We start from the raw sequence: 23,340 nt of genomic DNA on the forward strand, positions 1-23,340 counted from the left end.
AGCCGTTCAAAATATGGAGTAAAGAACAGGCTTGGCCTGTCGCCCGAGAGGAACCTGCATGGCCGGAAACGGCACCCTTCCCACCCCGTCCGCCCATCGCGAGCCACGCTGGTACAATTATTGGGGCTGGGGCTCAGGCGATCTGCTCGGCGCGGGCGCCCAGGCGGTCGTCACCGGCTGGCTGCTTTATTTCTTCACCACCTTCTGCCATTTGTCCGCCGCCGAGGCAGGGCTGATCCTCGGCCTGCCGCGCCTGCTCGAGGCGATCACCTGCCCGCTGATCGGCTATGTCTCCGACAATCTGCGCCATACCTGGATCGGCCGGCGGATCGGGCGTCGGAAAATCTTTCTCATCGCCACGATCCCGCTGCTGCCCAGCTTCGCGCTGATCTTCGTCGCCGGGCACAGCTTCACTTATTACCTGCTGACCTTCATCCTGTTCGAGTTCGTCTACACGATGTTCCTCATCCCGTGGGAGACGCTCGCCGCGGAGATGACCAACGACTATCGCAAGAAGGCCAAGTTCGCCGGCGCGCGGATGCTCGTCGCGCAGAGCTCAGCGATACTCGCGTCCTATCTGCCGACGCTGATCATCAGCAGCCTGGGCGGCAAGGATTCGCCGAACACCTTCCTGATCATGGCGGCGATTTTCGGCGGGTTGTTCAGCCTGGTCGTGCTGCTGGTGGTGATCTTCACCTGGGAGCGTCCGTACACGGAAGCCGAGAAGCAGGTGCAGCCGGCTGCGTTCGACCTCAAGACCGCGGCGCTGATCCCGGTGGTGATGTTCCGCGACCTGTTCTCGACGCTGCGCATCCGCGCGTTTCGCCAACACCTCTCGGTGTATCTCGGCGGCTACATCTCGCAGGACATCTTCAACACCGCCTTTCCGATCTTCGTCGTCACCGTGATGATGGGCGCGACGCTGATCATCTCCCAGCTCTTGACGACGATGTACGTCGCGCAACTGATCTCGGTGATGATCGCGATCAACATCGTCATCCGCACGGGCCCCGTATTCGCCTATCGAATCGCGATCAGCTTCTTCGGCGCCGGGCTGCTGCTGTTCCTGGCATTCTATTACCTCAAGCCCGCCGGATTCGCGGCTGAGTTGAACGCGCTGGACGGGAATGTGCTCTCGGCGCTGAACCCTGCGTCCGCGGCATTCAGCCCGATGCTGATCTTTTGGCTGTTCGTGCCGATCCTGCTGGCCGGGCTCGGCCGCGGCACGCTCAATTTCGTGCCTTGGTCGGTGTACAATTATCTGGCCGACGTCGACGAGGCGGTCACCGGCCAGCGCCGCGAGGGCATTTTCGCGGGCGTGATGACCCTGGTGCGCAAGCTCGCCCAGTCCGGCGCGATCATCCTCACCGGATGGATCATCGACCTTGGCGGCTATGTCTCGCCCAAGGGCGCGCCAGCCCAGGCGGCCGTCCAGACTCCGCAGGCGATCGCTACCGTGACTTGGCTGCTGATCCTCGGGCCGATCCTGGTCATGCTCTTCGGCCTGATCTCCTCCTGGCGCTTCCGCCTCAACGCGCAGACCCACGACGTGCTGATGGCCGAGATCGACCATCTGCGAAACGGCGGCACCGCTCCCACCTCCCCTGAAGCCAAGGCGATCGTCGAGGATCTCTCGGGCTGGAGATACGAGCAGCTCTGGGGCAACAACCCCGTAGCCGGGGCCAAGCGCTGATGCTGCCCGCCGCGCTGGCGCTGCTCGGGCAGACGGCTCCGGTCGCGCCGGTGCCGCTGTTCCGCGATCCGGTGCACGACGGTGCCGCCGACGCCTCGACCGTCCGCGATGCCAAGACCGGCGAATGGGTGATGTTCTACACCAATCGCCGCGCCGACCTGAAGCTCGCCGGTCCCAAGGATGTCAGCTGGGTCCACGGCACCGCGATCGGCGTGGCCCGATCGAAGGACGGCGCAACGTGGCGCTATCAGGGCACCGCGGCGATCCCGGCAAGCTGCACCGGCGCGACCTTGTGGGCGCCCGAGGTCCAGCGCTTCCGCGGCAAATGGCACATGTGGGTCACCGTGGTGCCGGGCGTGTTCGCCAATTGGAACGCGCCGCGCTTCCTCGTCCACCTCACCAGCCCCGACCTGAAGCGCTGGGAGTGCGGCGAGCGCGTCGAACTCGGCTCGGACCGGATCATCGACGCGAGCGTGCTGGCGCTGCCGCAGGGCGGCTACCGCATGTGGTTCAACGACGAGCGCGCGGGCAAGGCGATCAAATATGCCGACAGTGCCGATCTGAAGACGTGGACCGTGCGCGGCACGGTCGTCACGACCCCCGGCGAAGGGCCCAAGGCATTCCGCTGGCGCGGACGCTGGTGGCTGATCAGCGATGCGTGGAAGGGCCTGCTGGTCCAGCGGTCGGACGACGGCGAACATTGGACGGCGCAACCCGGCCATCTCGGCGGCGAACCGGGCACCCGTCCCACCGATCGCGCCAAGGTCCAGCACCCCGACGTGATCGTGGCGGGCGACCGGGCGTATCTGATCTATTTCGTCCACCAGTCGGGCGAGCCCGAGGCGGCGCAGGATCCCGATTGGGGCCGCCGCAGCGTGCTGCACATAGCAGAGCTAGAGGAAAAGGACGGGACGATCACGATCGACCGCACCAAGCCGGTGGCGATGCGCTTGGCCAGGTAAGCGACGGTTGACCGAGTGCCACCCGATGTGGCACTCGCCCCGGCGGCGCGCGGGTATAGCACAATGGTAGTGCAGCAGCCTTCCAAGCTGAATACACGGGTTCGATTCCCGTTACCCGCTCCAGCCCCTCCCGCGGTGAGGGCACGGCGCACCGTGGACGGTCGCCCGAACCCGTGAGTCTTTGTTGGCGCTCCGCCCTGCCGGGCTATGCGCGTGGTTCGATTCCCTGGCGTATCGCGATACGATGACCACCGAGACACCCCCGCTCGCACTGTACGTGCATTGGCCGTTCTGCGTGTCGAAATGCCCCTATTGCGACTTCAACAGCCATGTCCGCGAGAGCGTCGACCAGGAGGCGTGGCGCACGGCGATGCTCGCCGATCTCGCGCACGAGGCCGCCCAATTGCCCAGCCGCCGGCTTGGGTCGATCTTCTTCGGCGGCGGCACGCCTTCGCTGATGCCGCCCGAAACCGTCGCGGCGGTGATCGACGCGGCCGAGCGGCATTGGGGGTTCGAGCCCGACGTGGAGATCACGCTCGAGGCCAATCCCTCCTCGGTCGAGGCGGCGCGCTTCGCCAATCTCGCGGCGGCGGGGGTCAATCGCGTATCGCTGGGGCTGCAGGCGCTCGACGATGCAGACCTGCGTTTCCTCGGCCGTGCGCATGGCGTCGCAGAGGGGCTGGCCGCGCTCGACACCGCGCAATCGGTGTTCGGCCGCGTGAGCTTCGACCTGATCTACGCACGGCCCGGGCAGGATCTCGCGGCGTGGGAGGCCGAGCTCCGTCGGGCGATCGGCTTCGGCACCGAGCATCTCTCGCTCTACCAGCTGACGATCGAGCCGGGGACGCGCTTCGCCACCCTGTTCGAGAAAGGCGAGCTTGCCGCGTTCGATCCCGACAAGGGCGCCGACCTGTTCGAGGCGACGCGCGCGATCACCGCTGCGGCGGGGCTGCCGGCCTACGAGATCTCGAACCATGCCCGCCCCGGCGCCGAGAGCCGGCACAACCTGACCTATTGGCGCTATGGCGATTATGTCGGGATCGGCCCCGGCGCGCATGGCCGGCGCCGCGGGCTGGCAACCTTGCGGCACAAGAAGCCCGAGAACTGGATCGGCGCGGTGGCGCGCAACGGCAACGGTCTCCAGCTCGAGGATGCGCTTGACCCGCACGAGCGCGCGGTGGAGGCGCTGGTGATGGGGCTGCGGCTGCCCGAAGGTGTCGACGTTGCGCGGGTGGCTGCGCTGGCCAAGAGCACCGCGCCGCTCGACCAGCGCGCGCTGGCGTTGCTGCGCGCGCAGGGGCTGGTGATGCTGGGTGACGGGCGGCTGCGCGTCACCGACGCAGGGATGCCGGTGCTCGAAGCGATCCTGCGCGAGGTCGTGATCGCCTGACGCCCGGGGCTCCTGCTCTCGCAGGAGCCCAAGACCTCAATTCCCGCCGAAATTTGCCGGCGCGGGCGAGACCGTCGCGGTGGTTCCGCCACGGATCTCCTGCACTTCGAGCGCACGCTCGGCGACGCCGTCGCGGCCGAAGCGAAACGCGCCATCGAGCCCCGCAAAGCCTTCGCGCTCGGTCAGCCGCGCCGCAGGGAATTCGTCGCCCGGCCGCCATCCGCGCGCGATCCGCACGGTGAGCAGCACCGCATCATAGCCGAGCGTCGACAGCCGGTACGGCGCGGTGCCGAAGCGGGCGCGATACTTGGTGGCATATTGGCGGTAATAATTGTCGGGCACGCTGGCGAACCAGGCGCCGGAGAGCGCGGCCTTGCTGCCGATCGCCGAATCGGTGTTCCACAATTCGGTGCCGAGCAGGCGCGCGGCCTTGCCACTCGGCTGGCGGCGGATCAGCGGAGCGGCCGATACCGCGCCGTCGGCGCTGCCGGCAACCAGGATCGCCTGGAACGGCGAGCGGCCGATCTTCGCCACTGCGGTCGCCATCGATCCGGGGCGGCCGTCATAGGTCTCGAGCGTGTTGACCTTGCCGCCCGCCTCCTCGACCGAGCGCAGGAACGCCGTCGACGCGCGCTCGCCGTACAGACCGCTGGGGATGAGCCCGGCGAACTCGGTGATCCCCGAGCGCTTGGCGTAATTGACCACGCGCTCGATCGACTGGGCGGGGACATAGCCGAGGATGAAGGTGCCGTTGCCCGCGACGCCGGCATCGTTCGAGAAGCTGAGCACCGGCACGCGCGCGCGCCGCGCGATCGGCGCGACTTCGCGGGCTTCCTCGGCAAGCAGCGGCCCGAGGATCAGCCGGTTGCCGTCGCTGATCGCCTGCGTGGCGGCGGCGGCAGCGCCGCCGGGCGCGGCGGTGTCGTAGGTGGTGATCCGCATCGCGTCGCTCTTGGTGTCGAGCACGGCGAGCTGGGTCGCGTTCTGGAGCGAGCGCCCGACCCCGGCATTGGGGCCGCTGAGCGGCACCAGCAATGCGATACGGTGGCGCTGGACGTCCTGCGGCAGCCCGGGCTGGATCGGACGCGGCGCGACCGGAGTCGGCTTGGTCACCGGCGCGGGGCGCTCGGCCTCGGGCACGATCCGCGGCCCACTCACGCAGGCCGCGAGAAACAGGGTGGCGCCGACAACGGCGGTGCGCAGCAGGTTCTTCAGCCCAGGTTGCGCTGTTGCTCTGGCGTCTGCCATGACTCTCCCCGATGGATGATCTGATACTCTCGCCCGGCCTCTACATCGTCGCGACGCCGATCGGCAATCTCGGCGATCTCACCCCCCGCGCCGCACAGATCCTGACCAGGGCCGATGTGGTTGCAGTTGAAGACTCGCGTGTGACAGCCGGATTGTTCCGCCACCTCGGCTCCAAGGGCAAGATGCTGCCCTATCACGACCATAATGCCGATGCGGTGCGCCCCGGGCTGATCGCGCGGATGGCGAGCGAGGCGGTCGCCTTGGTTTCCGACGCAGGTACGCCATTGATCTCGGACCCGGGGTTCAAGCTGGTCCGAGACGCACGCGCGGCAGGCCATGTCGTGACGACGATCCCCGGCCCGTGCGCCGCGATCGCCGCGCTGACCCTGGCAGGCTTGCCAACCGACCGCTTCCTGTTCCTCGGCTTCCTGCCGGCGAAGCAGCAGGCGCGCGCCGAAGCCATCGCGGAGATCGCCGCGGTTCGCGCGACCCTGGTGCTGTACGAATCGGGGCCGCGGCTCGCCGCCTGCCTCGCCGCACTCGCCGAGGGGCTGGGGGACCGCGAGGCGGCAGTCGCGCGCGAGATCACCAAGCGCTTCGAGGAATGCGTGACCGGCACGCTCGGCGAACTCGCGGCGCGCTATGCCGATGCGCCGCCCAAGGGCGAAATCGTCGTGGTGGTGGCGCCGCCCGGCGAGCCTGCGCCGGCGAGCGCGGAGGATGCCGATACCGCGCTGGCCGAGGCGCTCACGCGGCTGCCCCCCGCCAAGGCCGCGGGCGAAGTCGCCAAACGGCTGGGGCTCGATCGCAAGGCGCTGTACGCCCGCGCGCTGGCGCTCAAGAGCTAGGCGACTTCCCGCAGGCGGGCGGGATTGGCGTCGAGCATGAAGCTCGCATCGGTGCCGGTCAGTTCGGACAGGCGCCGGACATAGGTCTCGGCGAGCAACTGCCGCCGCGCCTTGGCATCCGCGGTGATCGCGTTGCGCGCGGCAACGATCTCCTGGATGGCGCGACGCCGATAATAGCTTTCGTTCGATTCCATAATCCTCGGCACCCCCCGGTGACGGAATGCGACCCGGCTTCTTCTGAGTCGGAATGATGCAGACTAACCAAAGTTATCCACAGGCGCCAAGCCTTTGCCGGGGGCCTTGCAGATGAAGCGAGTTTCCGGCGCGACCAACGCCCGAAAAGCCGTGGAAATTCAGGGGAATCGGCTGCGACTCGGCGAATTTGATGCCCGGCCGCAGCGATTGCTTGGGCGAATCCGCGGGGCACGATAGGCTAGGAGCAAGGAGATAGGCATGTCCCTGCTGCTCGCGATCCTGCTCGTTTCGCCCGATCCGGCGCACCCGGCCTGGATGGTCGGCACTTGGGGCTGGCAAAATCCTGGCGAGCGGGGAGATGACTGCGGCTCGGATCATACCGAAACATATCACCGCAACGGTCGCTACGACTTCATCGACGATGTGGGGACCTGGAGAATCGCAGGCAATCGCCTGATCGTGACGACGACCGAACCCGGCGAGAGCGGCGACCCCAAGATGCGCGGCAAGTCGCTTACGATGCGCTTCACGCGCGTCGCGCCCGGCGTTCTGCGGATCGCAGGGCCTTACCCAGGCAAGCTGATCAAGTGCCGCGCCGGCTGACCCGCCAGGCCGCCGAACTGCGCGGCCGCGACGGCGAGCGGCGCGCGGCGTGGTGGCTGTGGCTGCGCGGCTGGCGGATCCTCGACCGCCGCGTCCGCACCCCTGCGGGCGAAGTCGATTTGGTCGTGCGCAAGGCCAATCTGGTCGCGTTCGTCGAAGTGAAGACCCGCGCCACCGGCGCCGAGCTCGATTTCGCGATCGACGAGCGGCGGCTCGCGCGGGTCGCCGCGGCGGCGGAGTATCTGCTGCCGCGTTATGCCGGGCCGGGCGACGATATCCGCGTCGACGTTATCCTCATTGCTCCTCGGACACTGCCTCGCCATATCGAGAACGCCTGGATGGGGTGACTTAGCTTGATAAGTCACCTATGGCGTTTCCGAAGGAGGCCGAATGTCGCTCGTTGTTGCCGTGCAGATGGACCCGCTCGACGCGATCAACATCGCCGGCGATTCGACCTTCGCGCTGATGCTCTCGGCGCAGGCGCGCGGGCACCGGCTGTTCCATTATGCGGCGGAAGACCTCAATTACGCCGACGGCCATGTCTGGACCATGGCGCATCCGGTCACCGTCCAGCGCGTCGAGGGCGATCATTTCCGCTTCGACGATCCGGTGCGGCTCGATCTCGGCGACGAGGCCGATGTCGTGCTGATGCGCCAGGATCCGCCGTTCGACTTGGGCTATATCACCGCGACGCACCTGCTCGAGCGGATCGCCGACCGCACCTTGGTGGTCAACGATCCCGCCAATGTCCGCAACGCGCCCGAAAAGGTGTTCGTGCTCGATTATGCCGAGTTCATGCCGCCGACCCTGGTGACGCGCAGCCTCGACGAGGCGCGGGCGTTTCTCGCCAAGCACGGCGAAATCGTCATCAAGCCGCTCCACGGCAATGGCGGCAAGGCGATCTTCAAGGTCGGCAGCGACGGCGCCAACCTCTCGGCGCTGATCGAAGTGTTCAACACCGCGTGGCGCGAGCCGCACATGGTGCAGGCGTTCCTCCCCTCGGTCGCGGCGGGCGACAAGCGCATCGTCCTAGTCGACGGCGAAGTCGCCGGCGCGATCAACCGCATCCCGGGCGAAGGCGAGATCCGTTCGAACCTCGCGGTCGGCGGGTCGGCGGCGAAGACCGAGCTGACCGAGCGCGAGCAGGAAATCTGCGCGAAGCTCGGCCCCGAGCTCAAGAAGCGCGGGCTGCTGTTCGTCGGGATCGACGTGATCGGCGGCGAGTGGCTCACCGAGATCAACGTCACGTCGCCGACCGGGATCGTCGCGATCGACCGGTTCGACGGCACGGATACGGGCGCTTTGATCTGGCAGGCGATCGAACGCCGCGTCGCCGAACGCACCGCGTGACTTGGTGACCAATTGGCTCGACTGGGGCTATGTCGGCATCTTCCTGCTGATGGTGCTGGAGAACGTGATCCCGCCGGTGCCGTCCGAAGTGATCATGGGCGTCGGCGGGATCGCTGCGGGCCAGGGCAAGATGGACTTCGCGCTGCTCGTTGCGGTCGGCACGCTCGGCTGCACGGTCGGCAACCTGTTCTGGTGGGAGATCGGCCGACGCTTCGGCTATGAGCGCCTCAAGCCGATGGTCGAGCGCTGGGGCCGCTGGCTGACGATGGAATGGGAGGATGTCGAGCGGCTGCGGCGCTTCTTCGACCGCTGGGGCGGCATCACGGTGTTGGTGTTCCGCTTCCTGCCGATCGGACGGACGGTGATCTCGATCCCTGCCGGACTGATGCACATGCCGCTGCGGCGTTTCGTGCTCTACACCACCGCGGGAAGCCTGGTGTGGAACGTGATCCTGGTCGGCGTCGGCTTTTGGCTTGGCACCACCTTCGAGACCGTCGATCACTGGATCGCGCCGGGGGTGATCGCCTTCGCCGCGGTGGCGTTCGCGGCGTATCTGTGGCGCGTCGCGACGTGGAAGCCGCGCGCGAAGCGGTAGGAATGGTTCGTCGCCCTGCGAAAGCTGGAGAACTGAACCTGCTTCAGGCGCGCGGATGGGCGCTGCGATAGACGTCGAGCAAATGCGCCGCGTCGACCGCGGTGTAGATCTGGGTCGAGCTCAAACTGGCATGGCCTAGCAGTTCCTGCAGCGCGCGCAGATCGGCGCCGCGGCCGAGCAGGTGGGTCGCGAAGCTGTGGCGCAAGGCATGCGGAGTCGTCCGCTCGGATAGGCCGAGACCGGCACGCGCCGCACGCACCGCCTTGCGGATCATGCCCGGCGGCAGCGGTCCCCCCTTGGCGCCGCGGAACAAGGGCGCGTCGCGCGACACGCCATAGGGGCAGAGCTGGGCGTAATTCTCGATCGCCGCGCGGACCTGGGGAAGCAGCGGGACGGTGCGCGTCTTGGCGCGCTTGCCGGTGACGCGCATCGTTGTCCCGAGCGGCAGCACCGCGCCGGTCAGCGCGACCGCTTCGCCGATGCGCAGCCCAGCGCCGTAGAGCAGCAGCAGCACTGCCCAGTCGCGCGCACCGATCCAGGGCTCGCTGGCGTCCTCGGACACGGTCTCCGCGAGCGCGACCGCCTCGTGCGGCGCAATCGGGCGCGGGATGCCCTTCTTGACGCGCGGGCCGCGGAGGCGCGGCAGCTCGGCGGCGTCGCCCGCGGCGAATTTCAGAAACCCACGCACCGCCGAGAGCTCGCGCGCGGCAGAGGCGTTCGAAAGGCCATCGGTGCGGCGATGGGCGAGGAAGGCGCGCAGGTCAGCGGCAGTCACTCGGGCGAGTCCCTCGCGCGTCACCGGGCCGCCCCAATGCGACTGTAGGAAGGCGATGAGCCGGACCGCGGTCGCTTCATAAGCCCGGACAGTATGCGCCGAACGCCGCCGGTCGCGGGCAAGATGCTGGCCGTAGAGAAGCGGGAGCGCGGGTTCGGTCACGGCGCGACGCTATCAAATCCTCCCCCGGAGGGGGAGGGGGACCGCGAAGCGGTGGAGGGGCAGCTCTCCACGAACGTCGTCGCCCGAGGCGCGCTACCCCTCCGTCAGATTCGCTGCCACCTCCCCCTCCGGGGAAGGATTAAAATCAACCGATCTTCTGCCCCGTCTTCGCCCAATCGGCGAGGAAGCCTTCGATACCCTTGTCGGTCAGCACGTGCTTGACGAGCTGGCGGATCACCGCCGGCGGCGCGGTCATCACGTCGGCGCCGATGCGGGCCGCCTCGAGCACGTGAATCGGATGGCGGACGCTCGCCACCAGGATCTCGGTCTGAAAATCGTAATTGTCGTAGATCAGCCGGATGTCGCTGATCAGCTGCATCCCGTCGAAGCCATTGTCGTCGTGGCGGCCAACGAACGGCGAGACGAAAGTCGCGCCGGCCTTGGCGGCGAGCAGCGCCTGGTTGGCCGAGAAGCACAGGGTCACGTTGACCATCGTGCCGTCGTCGGTGAGCGCCTTGCAGGTTTTGAGCCCGTCGAGCGTCAGCGGCACCTTGACCGCGACATTGTCGGCGATCTTCCGCACGACCTCGGCCTCGCGCATCATGCCCTCATAATCGAGCGCGACGACTTCAGCGGAGACCGGCTTGCCGGGGACGATCTGGCAGATCTCGGCGACGACTTCGAGGAAATCGCGTCCAGCTTTGTTGATCAGCGACGGATTGGTGGTGACGCCATCGAGCAGGCCGGCGTCGGCCAGTTCGCGGATGTCGGCGGTGTCGGCGGTGTCGGCGAAGAATTTCATGGAATCGGCCCTCAGCTGCAGGCCGCCCGCCTAGACCCTTCGACGCCAAGGGGCAAACACACCGTGCACCAGCATCAGCTTAGCGCGCGGTCCCTGGAGCTTTTCCACGGTGACGCGGTAGCTGCCGGGACTGAGCCGATAGCGGACGATCTTGGCGATGCCCGAGCAACGCGGACCGCGATTCTCCGAGGCCATGCGCAAGTTCCGGCCGCCCGCCGGGGCAACGTCGATCCAGCCGTCGCGATCGATCGCGATGCCGAACACGCCAGCCTTGCGAATGCGCACCACGGTCTCGATTCGTCCGCCCCGCGCCGCGAGCGTCACCGCATGGCCGGTGTCGAGTGTATTGCCGCCACGCGTCCAGCCGGCGAGCGACCGCGGAAGTTCGGCGCGCGTGCACGGCGCCGCCGCCATCGTCAAAGCGAGCATGCTCAGCAGCATCGGATGTCCTCCCCAATCGACGAGTCGTTTCGTTCTTTATTTGTTCCTGCAGCTTTTTGCAATGGTCGCGGTGGGCGATAGGGTCGGACGATGATTCGCTTTGCGCTGCCCTTGCTGCTCGTCGCCACGCCCGCCGCCGCGCAGCAGGTCGATCGCCAATTATGGCTGCAGACCAACGGCACGGTGACGATCGGCAGCCGCGAGAAAGTCACGCTGGAGGGAATTGGCCGGTTCAGCGACCGCGCCGAGGGCTTCTCGCATGCCGAGGCCGGGGCGTTGTTCACCCATACCACTGCCGGTGGAATCGAGCTGTCGATCGGCTACCGGCATGTCGAGGATTGGAACCTGGGCGACGCGCTGCCCAATGAGGAGCGGTTGCGGCAGATGGTGCTGGTGCCGCTGGGCAGCGGCTTTTCCGGTCGGCTGCGGCTCGAACAGCGCTTCAACAGCAGCGGTGCGGGCGTGGGCGTCCGGCTGCGCCCGCGGCTCGGCTTCGACACGCCGCTCAATCACCATGGCCTCAAGCTGTTCGCGACGCAGGAGCATTTCCTCAATCTCAACACCACCGGCTGGGGCCAGCAAAGCGGCTATGAGCGGATGCGCAACGCCGCGGGTGTGTCGTTCGGGCTCGGCGGCAAATTGCGCGGCGAGGTTGGGTATCTGAACCAATACCGCTTCGGCCGCGACGGCCGCCGCGACCAGATGGACCACGCCGCGACCTTCACGCTGTCGTTCAACGTCGCGAGTTTCGGCAGCAGCGGGGACTGAGACCAGGCCCCGTACGGTTCAGGGCGCGACCAGCATCACCTTGGCCTTTGCCCCGGCAAGCGCTGATACATAGAGGCGGTACGCGCCGGGCTTGAGATCGAACCGCACGATCTTGCGGATCGTCGAGCATTCGGGGCCGTGCCCGTGCGCAACCGACTCGAGCGCCGACCCGCCCTCGGTGCCGGGCAGCAGATCGATCCAGCCCGGCTGGTCGAGCGCGATGCCATAGCTCCCCGCAGTGGCGATCCGGAATGCGATCATCGCGGCACGCCCCGGCTTGCTTCCGGCAGGCAAGCCCTTCAGCGACGCAGCGTCGACGGTATCGAGCGCGACCGCCTTGCCCGGGGTAAGTTCGTCGCCCGGCGTGCTCCAGCCGGCCAGCGCGGTGGGCAGGCTGGCGTCGGGCGCCTTGCACGCGGTCGTCTGCGCGGCGGGCGCGGCCTGAAGCAACAACAATGCGGCAAGCAACATGCGAATCTCCTTGCGCCGTGGCGGCGCCACGCTTTCGATCGGGCCAAGCGAATACAGGGATTCCCGTTCGCGCCCAAATCCCCATATGAGGCGGCATGCGCGCCCGCATCCTCGTCCTCCACCCCGCGCTCGGCCCCCTCGACTATCGCGTGCCGCACGGCATGAGCGTTGTGCCCGGGTCGATCGTCGTCGTGCCGATCGGACCGCGCCAATATGCCGGCGTGGTCTGGGAGCCCGAGCGGCTGCCCTCCGAGAAAGAGGAGATCGGCGACAACCGGTTGCGCAACCTGATCGCGGTCGCCGATGCCCCGCCGATCCCCGAGCCGGTGCGCCGCCTCGTCGAATGGACCGCGGACTATTATCTGAGCCCCCTCTCGGCGGTGGTGGCGATGGCGGTGCGCACCTCTGCCGCGTTCGAGGCGGCGCCGACGATCACCGAATATCGCGCGACCGGGCTGATCCCCGAGCGGCTGACTCCACAGCGCGCGCAGGCGCTGGAACGGATCGGCGAGCGCCAGGGGCTGGTGCGCGAGCTCGCGACGATTGCCGACGTCTCCGAAGGCGTGATCCGCGGGCTGTGCAAGGTCGGCGCGATCGAGGCCGTGACCGTCGATACCGACAGCCCCTATCCCGTGCCCGACCCCGGCTTCGGCCCGCCGCAGCTCAGCGCCGAGCAGACCGAGGTCGCCGGCACCCTGCGCCAGTCGGTCGAGGCGGCGCGGTTCCAGCCCTTCCTGCTCGACGGAGTCACCGGATCGGGCAAGACCGAAGTCTATTTCGAGGCGATCGCCGCCGCGATCGCCGCGGGCAAGCAGACGATCGTGTTGCTACCCGAGATCGCGCTGACCGAGCCGTTCCTCACCCGCTTCGCGCAGCGTTTCGGCTGCGAGCCGGTGGCGTGGCATTCGGGGCTGCGCACCTCGCAGCGCCGCCGCGCCTGGCGCGCGATTGCCAGCGGTCAGGCCCTAGTCACCGTCGGCGCGCGCTCGGCGTTGTTCCTGCCTTATCCCAAGCTCGGGCTGATCGTCGTCGATGAGGCGCACGAGACCAGCTTCAAGCAGGAAGAGGGCGTCCATTACCACGCGCGCGACGTCGCGGTGATGCGCGGCAAGTTCGAGGATTGCCCGGTGGTGCTCGCCTCGGCGACCCCGGCGATCGAGACGCGCCACCAGGTCGAGCTAGGCCGATATTCGGAATTGAAGCTCCCCGGCCGCTACGGGCTCGCCGAGCTTCCCGACATCGAGGCGATCGACCTGATCAAGGAACCACCCGATCGCGGCCGCTGGTTGAGCCCGCGGCTGATCCTCGCGATCGACGCGGCATTGGAGCGCGGCGAGCAGTCGCTCTTGTTTCTCAACCGGCGCGGCTACGCCCCGCTCACGCTGTGCCGGCATTGCGGGCATCGCTTCCAGTGCCCGAACTGCACCGCCTGGATGGTCGAGCACCGGCTGATCCGCCGGCTCGCCTGCCACCATTGCGGGCATACCGTGCCCACGCCTGACATCTGTCCCGAATGCGAGGAGGCCGACAGCCTCGTTGCGTGCGGACCCGGAGTCGAGCGGATCGCCGATGAAGCAGCGTTGCTCTGGCCGAACGCCAAGATCGCCGTCGTCACCTCGGATACGATGTGGTCGCCCGCCAAGGCGGCCGAATTCGTCCAGCGGATGGAGCACAAGGACATCGATATCGTCGTCGGGACCCAGCTGGTGACCAAGGGCTATCATTTCCCCAACCTCACCGTGGTGGGCGTGGTCGACGCCGATCTCGGGCTCGACGGCGGCGACCTGCGCGCGTCCGAACGCACCTTCCAGCAGATCATGCAGGTCTCCGGGCGCGCCGGGCGCGGCGAGAAGCCGGGCAAGGTATTCATCCAGACGCACGCCCCAGAAGCGCAGGTGATGCAGGCGCTGATCTCGGGCGACAGCGCCGCCTTCTACGACGCCGAGACCGAGGCGCGGCGCGAGGCGGGCGCGCCGCCTTATGGCCGCTATGCCGCGATCATCGTGTCGAGCGAGGACAAGGCTGCCGCCGAGGAGACCGCGCGGATGATCGGCCGCACCGCGCCCAAGGCCGACGCGATGCACGTCTACGGCCCCGCCCCCGCGCCGCTCGCGATGCTGCGCGGGCGGCACCGCTTCCGCCTGCTCGTCCATGCGCGCCGCGCCTTCGACGTCCAGGACATGATCCGCGAGTGGCTGGGCGGGCTCGAATGGAGCGCCAAGGTGCGCGTCGCGGTAGACGTCGACCCCTACAGCTTCGTCTGATGTCGATTCTCTTCTATGCGCGGTGGCGCGTTCCGCTTTAGCATCGCCCGACGACTGGGGATTTGCGATGCTTTACAGATTGTTGCCGCTGCTGCTTCTGATCCTGCCCGGCGTAGCGCACGCGGACTGGTATGAAGCGAGCACGCGACATTTCCTGGTCTATTCGGATCAGCGCCCAGAGCGGCTCCAGGAATATACTGCCAATCTCGAACGGTTCGACCAAGCGGTGCGCAAGCTGGGCGGATGGCGCGACGAGCCCGTTTCGGCGCCGAACCGCGTCACGGTCTATGTCGTCGGCGGCCGTAACGTCGTCGCCAGGATCATGGGCGATCCCAATGTCGCAGGCTTTTACCGGCCGCGTGCCGGACGCGCACTTGCCGTGGTGCCGCGCCGGTCAGGCAGCGGCGCGGAAACCGACCTCGACGCACAGGCGATCCTGCTGCACGAATATTCCCATCATCTGATGTGGAGCATCGCGCCGCACGGCGTGCACCCCGCCTGGTTCGTCGAGGGATTCGCCGAGCTCTTCGCGACCGCCGAGTTCGAGAAGAACGGCTCCGTGCTGCTCGGCAGCCCGCCGCTCTATCGTGCGCGGACGCTGATGTCGGGCAACAACCTGCCGCTCGACAAGATGCTGCGCGCCGACACGCTCAAGCTCAACGACGAGCAGCGCGACGCGCTTTACGGCCGGGGCTGGCTGCTCACGCATTATTTCATGATCGCGCGCAAGCGGCCGGGCCAGCTCTCCGACTATCTCACCGCGCTGAATGCCGGAAAGCCTTCGCCCGAGGCGGCCGCGGCGTTCGGCGACATCCGGGCGCTCGACAAGGAGCTAGAGCGCTACAAGAACGGCAAGATCATCGGCTATCGGATCGCGCCTGCCGACGCGGCGAAGATCGACGTTCAGATTCGCAAGCTCAGTGCCGGGGAGGCCGCGACGATGGATGTGCGGATCCGGTCGCGCTCCGGGGTCAATGCCAAGACCGCGCCCGGCGTCTACGCCGAGGCGCAGAAAGCGGCTGCTGCCTTCCCCAACGACGCGGGGGCGCAGGTCGTGCTTGCCGAGGCCGCCTATGACGCGCGTGACCTTCCGGTAGCGCTGGGTGCTGCCGATCGCGCGATCGCGGCGGATCCCAAGGCGATCGACGGCTGGGTGTACAAGGCGATGGCGCGAATGGCGCAGGCGCGCAGCAGCCGCGACCGGGGCAAGGAGACTTTGAGCGAAATCCGCAAGATCATCTCCAAGGGCAATCACGTGGAGCCCGAGGATCCCCGGCTGCTGATCCTCTATTATCGCAGCTTCGTCGATTTCGGGGCGCCGCCGACCGAGAATGCGCGCCAAGGCCTCGCCCGCGCGTTCGAGCTCGCGCCCCAGGATACCGGGCTGCGCTTCAACGCCGCGAAGATGTTCCTGCGAATGGGAAAGAAGCAGGATGCCCGCGCGATGCTCGCCCCGCTCGCATACAGTCCGCACCAGCGGGGCCTGGCAGCACAGGCCGCCGCGCTGATCGCAATGATCGACCAAGGCGACGACAAGCAGACGCTCAAGGCGATCGAGGAGGCCTCTGACGACGATGAGGACGGCGAGCCGCCGGCACCGGGCAACAGCTGACGCCCGAGGCTAGCGGGAGCGCTTGAACCCCAGCCGCTTTTGCCCGAAAGCTCCGAGCAAACGAGATTTGGGTGGCGAATGGCTCGGCGCGTGCTGATGGTGATCTTGCTGGCGCTGGCCTGGGCAGCGCCCGCCCGCGCCGACGACATTTCGGCCTCGGCGCGCGGCGTCGTGCGGATCGTCACGATCGCAGTGGTCGATGACGAAGTGGTCGGCTTCGGCCATGGCAGCGGCTTCGCAGTGGCGCCCAACCGAGTCGTCACCAACGCGCATGTCGTAGAGCTCGCCGATCGCTATCCGGGCAATGTCGTGGTCGGGATCGTGCCGTCCGAAGGCGATAAATCCTATCAGGGCAAGCTCATCGCGATCGACCAGCAGCGGGACCTCGCGCTGATCGAGTTCACCGGCCTCCGCCTCGCGCCGCTGACGATGTACACCGGCGCGCCGGGCGACGGCGAATCGCTGATCGCGCTCGGCTATCCGGGCAATGTCGATCTTGCCACCGCGCGCTCGGCCGCGGACTTCATCACGCCGCAATCGCCGGTGCGCTCGCAGGGCGGCTTTGCCGGCAACCGGATGCTGCAGGGCATCAACGTGCTGCTCCACACCGCCAACATCGCGCGCGGCAATTCGGGCGGCCCGCTGCTCGATCGCTGCGGGCGCGTGCTCGGCGTCAATTCGGCAATCACGCGCGGCGACGAAGGCGATTCGACCTTTGCCTTCGCGATCGCCGGAAACGAGCTGGCCGCATTCCTGCAGGCGGCGCGGCAGCCCTTCGCGACGGTCAACATCCCGTGCACCAGCGTCGAAGAGCAGATGGCGCAGGAGCGCAGCGCCGACGAGAAGGCGCGGCTCGACGCGGAAGCCCAGGCCCGCACCGATGCCGCGAAAAGCGCCAGCGAACGCGAGGACGCGATCGCGCAGGCCCGCGCACGCAACATCGCCGCGCGCGAGAATTACATGGCCGGCGCGGCGGTACTGCTCGTGCTCGGCGCACTGGCGCTGGGCGGCGCCGGGTTGCTGCTCTCACGCGATCGACGCCGGGAGGCGATTTGGGTCGCGGTCGGCGGCGGCATGCTGATGCTCGGCGCGGTGGCGCTGTTTCTAAGCCGCCCCGATTTCGACGCGTCGAAGATCGTGCCCGTGCCCAAGACCAGCGCCGGCACCGCCGCGGTGCCGAGCCAGGCTGCGCTCGGCCGGATGGTCTGCAAGCTGGTGCCCGAGCGCAGCCGCGTCACCGTGACCGCGATCGACAAGGTCGACCTCGACGTGGGCGCCGACGGCTGCATCAACGGCCGCACCCAATATGCCGAATCGGGCACGCACTGGCAGCGAATCCTCGTCCCCGAGCAGGAGCAGTCGGTCTCGGTGCTCGACTATGATCCCGCAACGCGCACCTATATCAACACGCGCTATCTGCTGTCGTCGGCGCAGATGGCGAAGGCACGGCAGCTGCGCACCGGCGTGCCGCTCAAGACGTGCTCGGCCGACCAGGCGGCGCGTGCGAACCTCGCCACCCAGCAGCAGGCGCTCCGCGCGGCGTTGCCGCCGGTGTACAATGAGAAGCTCGTCTACAGCTGCGGGGCCGCAGCTTCGGGACCGCCGGCAGCCGAATAGAGCTCCGTCAGTCCGATCGCTCAACGCGGTCCACCCGGGCAGCGAAGCAGCCGCGCTTCGCGTTGTGGACATGCAAATATGCCACAGCCGGATCGGCAAACATCGTCTCGATCATCGGACCCAGCGCATTTCCGTCGACGACGTCCGCGTTCGTCATCATCGCGTAACGGTCGAACGCTCTGACCGACAGCAACCGAGTCGTTAGCAGCTCCGGTACCTCGTCAGTGAAGAGTGCTGGCGTCTCGGCCCCTTCGCGCACGTAGATCGCGTGGCGCGATCGATAGGGACTGGCATCGGGCAGATGCTCGTAGTTGAGGAGCAACAGCGTCTCGCCCGGCTCGGCATCGGTTAGCGTCACGCGGCAGGGAAAGCCGGGGCGGCTGTCCGCGGTCACGCGCACCACCTGCTCGGCGGCAAGGATTTCGTCGGGCAGGCCGTAGAGACGCCGGAACGGCGCCGGGTCGAGCCCGGAGATCACATAGCTCATTCGCTTACGCCCTCACGCTTGCGCAGCACGCGCTTGCGATCCAGCCCATAGGCATAGCCGCCCATGCTGCCGTCGGCGCGCTGGGCGCGGTGGCACGGGATCAGCACTGCGACATGATTGGCACCGCAGGCCGTCCCGACCGCGCGCACTGCCTTTGGATTGCCGGCCGCGGCGGCGAGTTGCGCATAGCTGCGCGTCTCGCCCGGCGGGATCGCGCGCAGCGCTTCCCACACGGCTTCTTGGAACGCGGTGCCCTGAACGTCGATCGGCAGATCGAGATCGCGCCCGGGCACCTCGACCTCCCGGACAACCCGCGCGGCAAGCGCCGCCAGCGCGCCGCCGCCGGAAGCGATCTCGGCCGCGGGAAAGCGCCGTGCAAGCGCGAACTGGTCCTCGTCGAAGGCGACGCGGCACAATCCCTTGTCGGTCGCCGCGATCAGCAGCGGCCCCAGGCTGGTCTCGGCGACCGTCCAGCGGATCGTCACGCCGGCGCCGCCGCGCTTCCATGCGCTCGGCGTCATGCCGAGCCGCGCATTGGCGGTTTCGTAGAAGCGGCTCGGCGCGGCATAGCCGGCCTCGTAGATGGCGTCCGTCACGCGGTCCTCGGAGGTCAGCGCGGCGGCGGCGCGGCGCGCGCGCAAACCCCGGGCATAGGTCGCGGGGGTCACCCCGGTCGCACGCTTGAACAACCGCTGGAAATGGTGCGGGGCATAGCCGACCTTCGTCGCCAGCACTTCCAGCGCCAACGGCTCGTCTGCAGCCTCGATCAGCGCGACGGCCTCGGCCACGGCAATGCGGTCGCGCCCGACCTCGTCGGGCTTGCAGCGCAGGCATGCCCGGAATCCCGCGGCGCGCGCAGCATCCGCATCCGGATAGAAGCGCACATGCTCGCGCTTGGGGCGCCGCGCCGGGCAGGTCGGCTTGCAATAGATTTGCGTGGTCGTCACCGCCACGATGAAGCGCCCGTCATAAGCGCGGTCGCGCGCGTCGAACGCCGCCCAGGCGGTGTCGTCGCTGATGGTCTGCTGGTTGCTCATGCAGTGGGTATAGGCCTGACCGCGCACAGCCACATCCCGCGGATTGCGCTCAAATAGGCGCGCTACAGCTTCTTCCAGGCGCTCGGTATCAGCCTACCGCGATCCGGCACGTAATATAGCACGATCTTGTCGCCCGCGCGAAGCCAGGGGCTCTGCGATCCACAAGTTCCGAAGACGAAATCGGTCATGGCGACCTCCGCTTGATCGGGCAGCGGCGTCATCGTCTCCTGCCACACGATAGCGGTGCGACGAATCGAATAGACCGGTGCCGTCTGCATGCCGCGAACGCGGGTCACCGTCGCGGTCACCGCGGCCACGGCATCCTCGGGAACAAAGGGGGCAAGCGGCAAGGCGCAGCCTGTGGCCGCACCGATAAGCGAGAAGGCCACCATAGAATTCCTGCTGACGACGCGTGCGGACTAATTGTCCAGAAATTGGCGGATCGCGTCGACCAGCTTCTGCTTGCGCGCCGCGCGCGCCGGCGCGGTCTCGGGCTTCGGGCGCAGCGGTGCGACGGGGGCCGGCTGCGCCAAAGGCAGTCGCTTGCGCAGCTCGGCCTCGAGATTGGCGAGCACCGGCGCCTGACCTTCAAAGGCACGCGCCATCTTCGACTGGGGCAGCGGCACGAGGAATTCGCAGCCATGGCGGCGCTCCTCGCGCCACACGACCTGCGCCTCGCGCGATCCCGCACCCGACAGTCCGATCGCGATCAGCGTGCCGGGAGCAAACTCTTCTTCCGAGACGAACAGGAAGCCGGTGCGCGAGAAATTGTCCACGAGCACCTCGATCGGCCGGCCGTCGGCCCCGCGCAAGGTGCTCTCGCTCGCGACGTGAAAGCGGATCGCCCCGCGCGGATCGACTTCGCCAAGCACTTCCAGACGCGCGACGAGCACAGCCCAATCCCTCATTAAAAACCGGTACTTGGGCTAGGGCGCGATTGGTTAAGAAATCCTTGTGGCAGTTTGTGAGCGTCGCGGTAACCGACTTTAAACCGCAACGTCCCGGCGCATTCGCCCTTCCTCCCCGAATAGGCGCAGGTAGCGCGCCACCTCGGCGGGATCGCCGGTCGCCTTGGCGGGGTTGTCTGACAGTTTGACCGCAGGGCGGCCATCCGCCTCGATCACCTTGGCGACCAGCGAGATCGGCTCGAGCCCCGGCGCGCCCTCGGGGTCGCAGTCGCGAAAATCGTTGGTGAGGTTGGTGCCCCAGCCGAAACTCAGGCGGACGCGGCCCTGGAAATGACGATAGACCCGCTCGATCGAATCCACGTCCATGCCGTCGGAGAAGATCAGCAGCTTGGTCTTGGGATCGCGCCCGTGCGCGCGCCACCAGGCGATGATCGCCTCGCCCGCCTCGATCGGCGGGGCGCTGTCGGGGCGGAAGCCGGTCCAGTCCGCCACCCAATCGGGCGCGTCGCGCAGGAAGGCAGCGGTGCCGAACGCGTCGGGCAAGGCGATCAGCAGATTGCCGCCATAATGCGCCTGCCATTGCTCGAGCACCCGGTACGGCGCCTGGCGCAGCGCGACGTCGTCCGGGGCGAGCGCGGCGGCGACCATCGGCAGCTCGTGGGCATTGGTGCCGATCGCCTCGAGGTCGTTGTCCATCGCGAGCAGCACGTTCGAGGTGCCGATGAAGCGGTCGCCCAGCCCTTCCTTGAGCGCCTCGACGCACCAGCGCTGCCACAGGAAGCCGTGCCGCCGCCGCGTGCCGAAGTCCGACAGCACCAGCTCGGGCAGTTCCTGGAGCCGCTCGACCTTTTCCCACAGCTTGGCCTTGGCGCGGGCATAGAGCACGTCGAGCGCGAAGCGGCCGCGCCCACGCATCGCCGAGCGCGCGCGCAGCTCATTGACGATCGCGAGCGCAGGGATCTCCCACATCGTCGTGTGCGTCCACGGCCCCTCGAAGCGCAGCTCATACTGCCCGTCGACCGCGCGCAGCTCGTATTCGGGCAAGCGGAAATCGGCGAGCCAGGCGAGGAAATCGGGCGCGAACATCCGCCGCTGGCCGTAGAAGCTGTTGCCGGCAAGCCAGATCAGCTCCTTCTTGGCGAAGCGCAGGCCGCGGGCATGATCGAGCTGGGCGCGTAGCTCCCCCTCATCGATATCGTCGGCGAGCCGCACCGAGCGGGTACGGTTGATCAATTGGAAGGTCGCGCGCACCTCCGGATAGAGGTGGCGGATCATCTGCAGCATCAGCAATTTGTAGAAATCGGTGTCGAGCAGGCTGCGGACGATCGGATCGAGGCGCCATCCGTGATTGTAGGTACGGGTCGCGATATCGGTGACGGCCATGGCTGCGCAACGCCGCGAAGCGCGAAAAGGGTGCCGCACCTTGACTTTGGTCAGCCTTGCTGCCACATGACGCCGCATCGAGGCATCATGCAGCGTGATCGGGCTTTCTCTTCGGATGTGCCCAGGCTCTGTCTCGGTCGTGCTTTCCGGCTTCCCTAGTCACGCGGGTCGTCATTTTTTGACCCCGCCTTCGCGCGCCGATTCCGCGTGCGCGCGCCGGCCGTATCCATAAGGTTACCCATGCAATTTTCCGAACTCGGTCTCTCGAAGACCGTTCTCGCCGCGCTTGCCGCCAAGGGCTATAGCGAAGCGACGCCGATCCAGGCCAAGTCGATCCCGTCGCTGCTCGAAGGCCGCGACCTGCTCGGCATCGCCCAGACCGGCACCGGCAAGACCGCCGCTTTCATGCTCCCCTCGATCGACCGGCTGGTCGCATCGGGCAAGCGCGCCCAGCCGCGCGGCTGCCGCATGCTCGTCCTCGCGCCGACCCGCGAGCTCGCCAGCCAGATCGCCGACCAGGCGCGGCATTATGCCAAGGGTACGCCGCTTTCGGTCGCGACGATCTTCGGCGGCACGTCGATTCACAAGAACAAGACCGACCTCGCCCGCGGCGTCGACATCGTCGTCGCCACCCCCGGCCGCCTCGTCGACCTGATGGACCAGCATTTCGCCATCCTGCTCGGCATCGAGATCCTCGTGCTCGACGAAGCCGACCAGATGATGGACCTGGGCTTCATCCACGCCTTGAAGCGGATCGTCCGCGATCTGCCGGCCAAGCGTCAGACCCTGTTCTTCTCGGCGACGATGCCCAAGACGATCCGCGACCTCGCCGGCCAGTTCATCAAGGAGCCGGTCGAAGTGAAGGTCACGCCAGAGGCGACCACCGCCGAGCGCGTCGAGCAGCATGTGACTCACGTCGCGCAGGCCGAGAAGCAGGCGCTGCTGACGCTGGCGCTGCGCGACGAGAGCATTGACCGCGCCCTGGTGTTCACCCGCACCAAGCACGGTGCCGACCGCGTCGTCCGCCTGCTCGCGGGCAATGGCATCGCCGCCAACGCGATCCACGGCAACAAGAGCCAGCCGCAGCGCGAGCGCGCGCTCGGCGAATTCCGCAGCGGCAAGGTCAAGATCCTCGTCGCGACCGACATCGCGGCGCGCGGCATCGACGTCTCGGGGGTCAGCCACGTCTTCAATTTCGAGCTGCCCAACGTACCCGATCAATATGTCCACCGCATCGGCCGCACCGCGCGTGCCGGCGCCACCGGGCTCGCGATCAGCTATTGCGCCGATGACGAGCGGCCGTATCTCAAGGACATCGAGCGGCTGACGCGCCAGAAGCTCACCGTCCAGCCGCTGCCGGCCGACTTCGTCAACGAAGCCGCCAAGATCAAGTCGACTCGCCAGCCGACGCCGATGAGCCGCGACGAGCAGAACGGCCGCAATGGCCGCGCGATGCAGCATGGCGGGCGCTCCGGCGGCGGCCAGCGTCACGGGCAAGGTCAGGGCCAACGCCGCGACGACCGTCCCCGCGGCGACCAGCAGCGCCGCGACGGCGCGCCGCGGGCCGATGCGAACGGCGAGGCCCGTCCGCGCCGCTTCGACGCGCCGCAGGGCGAGGCGCGCGGCGAAAAGCCGCGCAACTATGCCCGCCCCAAGGGCAAGTTCCACGCCCGTCCGGCACGGCCGGCGGGTTCGGGTGGCCGCGGGCGGTAAGGCAGCCTAAAGCTGT

At 67.7% G+C, this 23,340-nt stretch carries 24 protein-coding genes and 1 tRNA gene; 14 read left to right on the forward strand and 11 right to left on the reverse strand.

Going from position 1 to position 23,340, the window contains the following annotated elements; genetic code table 11:
* The first annotated feature begins 58 nt into the window (after positions 1-58).
* The 4 genes from AC3WJI_RS14290 to hemW all read left to right on the forward strand — a co-directional run bounded on the left by AC3WJI_RS14290 (position 59) and on the right by hemW (position 4,045).
* On the forward strand, positions 59-1,693 hold the full coding sequence (locus AC3WJI_RS14290) for an MFS transporter (protein WP_492757947.1): 1,635 nt from the start codon (positions 59-61) through the stop codon (positions 1,691-1,693).
* Positions 1,693-2,655: a glycoside hydrolase family 43 gene (locus AC3WJI_RS14295; protein WP_492757948.1), complete on the forward strand. Its 963-nt coding sequence runs from the start codon at positions 1,693-1,695 to the stop codon at positions 2,653-2,655. The genes AC3WJI_RS14290 and AC3WJI_RS14295 overlap by 1 nt, the downstream gene beginning before the upstream one ends.
* A 49-nt stretch (positions 2,656-2,704) precedes the next feature.
* Positions 2,705-2,778, forward strand: a tRNA-Gly gene (locus AC3WJI_RS14300).
* Positions 2,779-2,899: 121 nt separating this feature from the next.
* On the forward strand, positions 2,900-4,045 hold the full coding sequence (gene hemW, locus AC3WJI_RS14305) for a radical SAM family heme chaperone HemW (RefSeq protein WP_492757949.1): 1,146 nt from the start codon (positions 2,900-2,902) through the stop codon (positions 4,043-4,045).
* Between the two features lie 36 nt (positions 4,046-4,081).
* Here the strand turns inward: hemW and AC3WJI_RS14310 are convergent, their stop codons facing one another.
* Positions 4,082-5,293, reverse strand: a complete 1,212-nt coding sequence (locus AC3WJI_RS14310) for a penicillin-binding protein activator (protein ID WP_492757950.1) — start codon at positions 5,291-5,293, stop codon at positions 4,082-4,084.
* Between the two features lie 11 nt (positions 5,294-5,304).
* Between AC3WJI_RS14310 and rsmI the strand changes: the two genes are divergently transcribed.
* A complete protein-coding gene (rsmI, locus tag AC3WJI_RS14315) occupies positions 5,305-6,141 on the forward strand; it encodes a 16S rRNA (cytidine(1402)-2'-O)-methyltransferase (protein WP_492757951.1) in 837 nt (278 codons plus the stop codon).
* On the opposite strand, the gene AC3WJI_RS14320 is transcribed toward rsmI, so the two are convergent.
* Complete coding sequence (locus AC3WJI_RS14320) at positions 6,138-6,335, reverse strand: hypothetical protein (RefSeq protein WP_492757952.1); 198 nt, start codon at positions 6,333-6,335, stop codon at positions 6,138-6,140. The genes rsmI and AC3WJI_RS14320 overlap by 4 nt on opposite strands.
* Before the next feature lie 259 nt (positions 6,336-6,594).
* Here AC3WJI_RS14320 and AC3WJI_RS14325 point away from each other — a divergent pair, with 259 nt between their 5' ends.
* Genes AC3WJI_RS14325 through AC3WJI_RS14340 form a run of 4 tightly spaced genes read left to right on the forward strand, consistent with a single transcriptional unit; the run spans position 6,595 to position 8,884 of the window.
* Complete coding sequence (locus tag AC3WJI_RS14325) at positions 6,595-6,939, forward strand: hypothetical protein (RefSeq protein WP_492757953.1); 345 nt, start codon at positions 6,595-6,597, stop codon at positions 6,937-6,939.
* On the forward strand, positions 6,936-7,286 hold the full coding sequence (locus tag AC3WJI_RS14330; protein WP_492757975.1) for a YraN family protein: 351 nt from the start codon (positions 6,936-6,938) through the stop codon (positions 7,284-7,286). Before AC3WJI_RS14325 ends, AC3WJI_RS14330 begins: the two co-directional genes overlap by 4 nt.
* A 43-nt stretch (positions 7,287-7,329) precedes the next feature.
* The gene (gshB, locus tag AC3WJI_RS14335; RefSeq protein ID WP_492757954.1) at positions 7,330-8,289 is read left to right on the forward strand and encodes a glutathione synthase; all 960 of its coding nucleotides are present in this window, start codon (positions 7,330-7,332) and stop codon (positions 8,287-8,289) included.
* 49 nt (positions 8,290-8,338) lie between these two features.
* Positions 8,339-8,884 (forward strand): DedA family protein, encoded by a 546-nt coding sequence (locus AC3WJI_RS14340; protein WP_492757976.1) that lies wholly within the window; start codon positions 8,339-8,341, stop codon positions 8,882-8,884.
* A 43-nt stretch (positions 8,885-8,927) separates the two neighbouring features.
* Here AC3WJI_RS14340 and AC3WJI_RS14345 read toward each other — a convergent pair whose 3' ends face one another.
* From AC3WJI_RS14345 to AC3WJI_RS14355, 3 genes are all read right to left on the reverse strand, one after another.
* Positions 8,928-9,821: a tyrosine recombinase XerC gene (locus AC3WJI_RS14345; RefSeq protein WP_492757955.1), complete on the reverse strand. Its 894-nt coding sequence runs from the start codon at positions 9,819-9,821 to the stop codon at positions 8,928-8,930.
* Between the two features lie 145 nt (positions 9,822-9,966).
* Positions 9,967-10,623: a fructose-6-phosphate aldolase gene (fsa, locus tag AC3WJI_RS14350; protein WP_492757956.1), complete on the reverse strand. Its 657-nt coding sequence runs from the start codon at positions 10,621-10,623 to the stop codon at positions 9,967-9,969.
* Between the two features lie 30 nt (positions 10,624-10,653).
* On the reverse strand, positions 10,654-11,064 hold the full coding sequence (locus AC3WJI_RS14355; RefSeq protein WP_492757957.1) for a hypothetical protein: 411 nt from the start codon (positions 11,062-11,064) through the stop codon (positions 10,654-10,656).
* Between the two features lie 90 nt (positions 11,065-11,154).
* Between AC3WJI_RS14355 and AC3WJI_RS14360 the strand changes: the two genes are divergently transcribed.
* Positions 11,155-11,832 (forward strand): DUF2490 domain-containing protein, encoded by a 678-nt coding sequence (locus AC3WJI_RS14360; RefSeq protein ID WP_492757958.1) that lies wholly within the window; start codon positions 11,155-11,157, stop codon positions 11,830-11,832.
* A gap of 18 nt (positions 11,833-11,850) precedes the next feature.
* Here the strand turns inward: AC3WJI_RS14360 and AC3WJI_RS14365 are convergent, their stop codons facing one another.
* Entirely contained in the window at positions 11,851-12,303 is a 453-nt protein-coding gene (locus tag AC3WJI_RS14365; RefSeq protein ID WP_492757959.1) for a hypothetical protein, read from the reverse strand.
* 95 nt (positions 12,304-12,398) lie between these two features.
* On the opposite strand from AC3WJI_RS14365, the gene AC3WJI_RS14370 reads away from it, so the two are divergent.
* The 3 genes from AC3WJI_RS14370 to AC3WJI_RS14380 all read left to right on the forward strand — a co-directional run bounded on the left by AC3WJI_RS14370 (position 12,399) and on the right by AC3WJI_RS14380 (position 17,796).
* Positions 12,399-14,567 carry a primosomal protein N' gene (locus tag AC3WJI_RS14370; protein ID WP_492757960.1) on the forward strand — a complete coding sequence of 723 codons (2,169 nt, stop codon included), beginning with the start codon at positions 12,399-12,401 and terminating at the stop codon, positions 14,565-14,567.
* 82 nt (positions 14,568-14,649) lie between these two features.
* Positions 14,650-16,179 (forward strand): tetratricopeptide repeat protein, encoded by a 1,530-nt coding sequence (locus AC3WJI_RS14375; RefSeq protein WP_492757961.1) that lies wholly within the window; start codon positions 14,650-14,652, stop codon positions 16,177-16,179.
* 78 nt (positions 16,180-16,257) lie between these two features.
* Positions 16,258-17,796, forward strand: a complete 1,539-nt coding sequence (locus tag AC3WJI_RS14380) for a S1C family serine protease (protein WP_492757962.1) — start codon at positions 16,258-16,260, stop codon at positions 17,794-17,796.
* A gap of 7 nt (positions 17,797-17,803) precedes the next feature.
* On the opposite strand, the gene AC3WJI_RS14385 is transcribed toward AC3WJI_RS14380, so the two are convergent.
* The 5 genes from AC3WJI_RS14385 to pncB all read right to left on the reverse strand — a co-directional run bounded on the left by AC3WJI_RS14385 (position 17,804) and on the right by pncB (position 21,611).
* On the reverse strand, positions 17,804-18,283 hold the full coding sequence (locus AC3WJI_RS14385) for a DUF1203 domain-containing protein (protein ID WP_492757963.1): 480 nt from the start codon (positions 18,281-18,283) through the stop codon (positions 17,804-17,806).
* A complete protein-coding gene (gene ada, locus AC3WJI_RS14390) occupies positions 18,280-19,320 on the reverse strand; it encodes a bifunctional DNA-binding transcriptional regulator/O6-methylguanine-DNA methyltransferase Ada (protein WP_492757964.1) in 1,041 nt (346 codons plus the stop codon). Before ada ends, AC3WJI_RS14385 begins: the two co-directional genes overlap by 4 nt.
* Positions 19,321-19,382: 62 nt before the next feature.
* Positions 19,383-19,712 carry a hypothetical protein gene (locus AC3WJI_RS14395; RefSeq protein ID WP_492757965.1) on the reverse strand — a complete coding sequence of 110 codons (330 nt, stop codon included), beginning with the start codon at positions 19,710-19,712 and terminating at the stop codon, positions 19,383-19,385.
* 27 nt (positions 19,713-19,739) lie between these two features.
* Entirely contained in the window at positions 19,740-20,228 is a 489-nt protein-coding gene (locus AC3WJI_RS14400; protein WP_492757966.1) for a PilZ domain-containing protein, read from the reverse strand.
* Positions 20,229-20,306: 78 nt separating this feature from the next.
* The gene (pncB, locus tag AC3WJI_RS14405) at positions 20,307-21,611 is read right to left on the reverse strand and encodes a nicotinate phosphoribosyltransferase (RefSeq protein WP_492757967.1); all 1,305 of its coding nucleotides are present in this window, start codon (positions 21,609-21,611) and stop codon (positions 20,307-20,309) included.
* A 240-nt stretch (positions 21,612-21,851) separates the two neighbouring features.
* Between pncB and AC3WJI_RS14410 the strand changes: the two genes are divergently transcribed.
* Positions 21,852-23,324: a DEAD/DEAH box helicase gene (locus AC3WJI_RS14410; protein WP_492757968.1), complete on the forward strand. Its 1,473-nt coding sequence runs from the start codon at positions 21,852-21,854 to the stop codon at positions 23,322-23,324.
* Positions 23,325-23,340 lie beyond the last annotated feature (16 nt).

It is taken from the genome of Sphingomonas sp. FW306-1B-B10E, assembly GCF_058782005.1.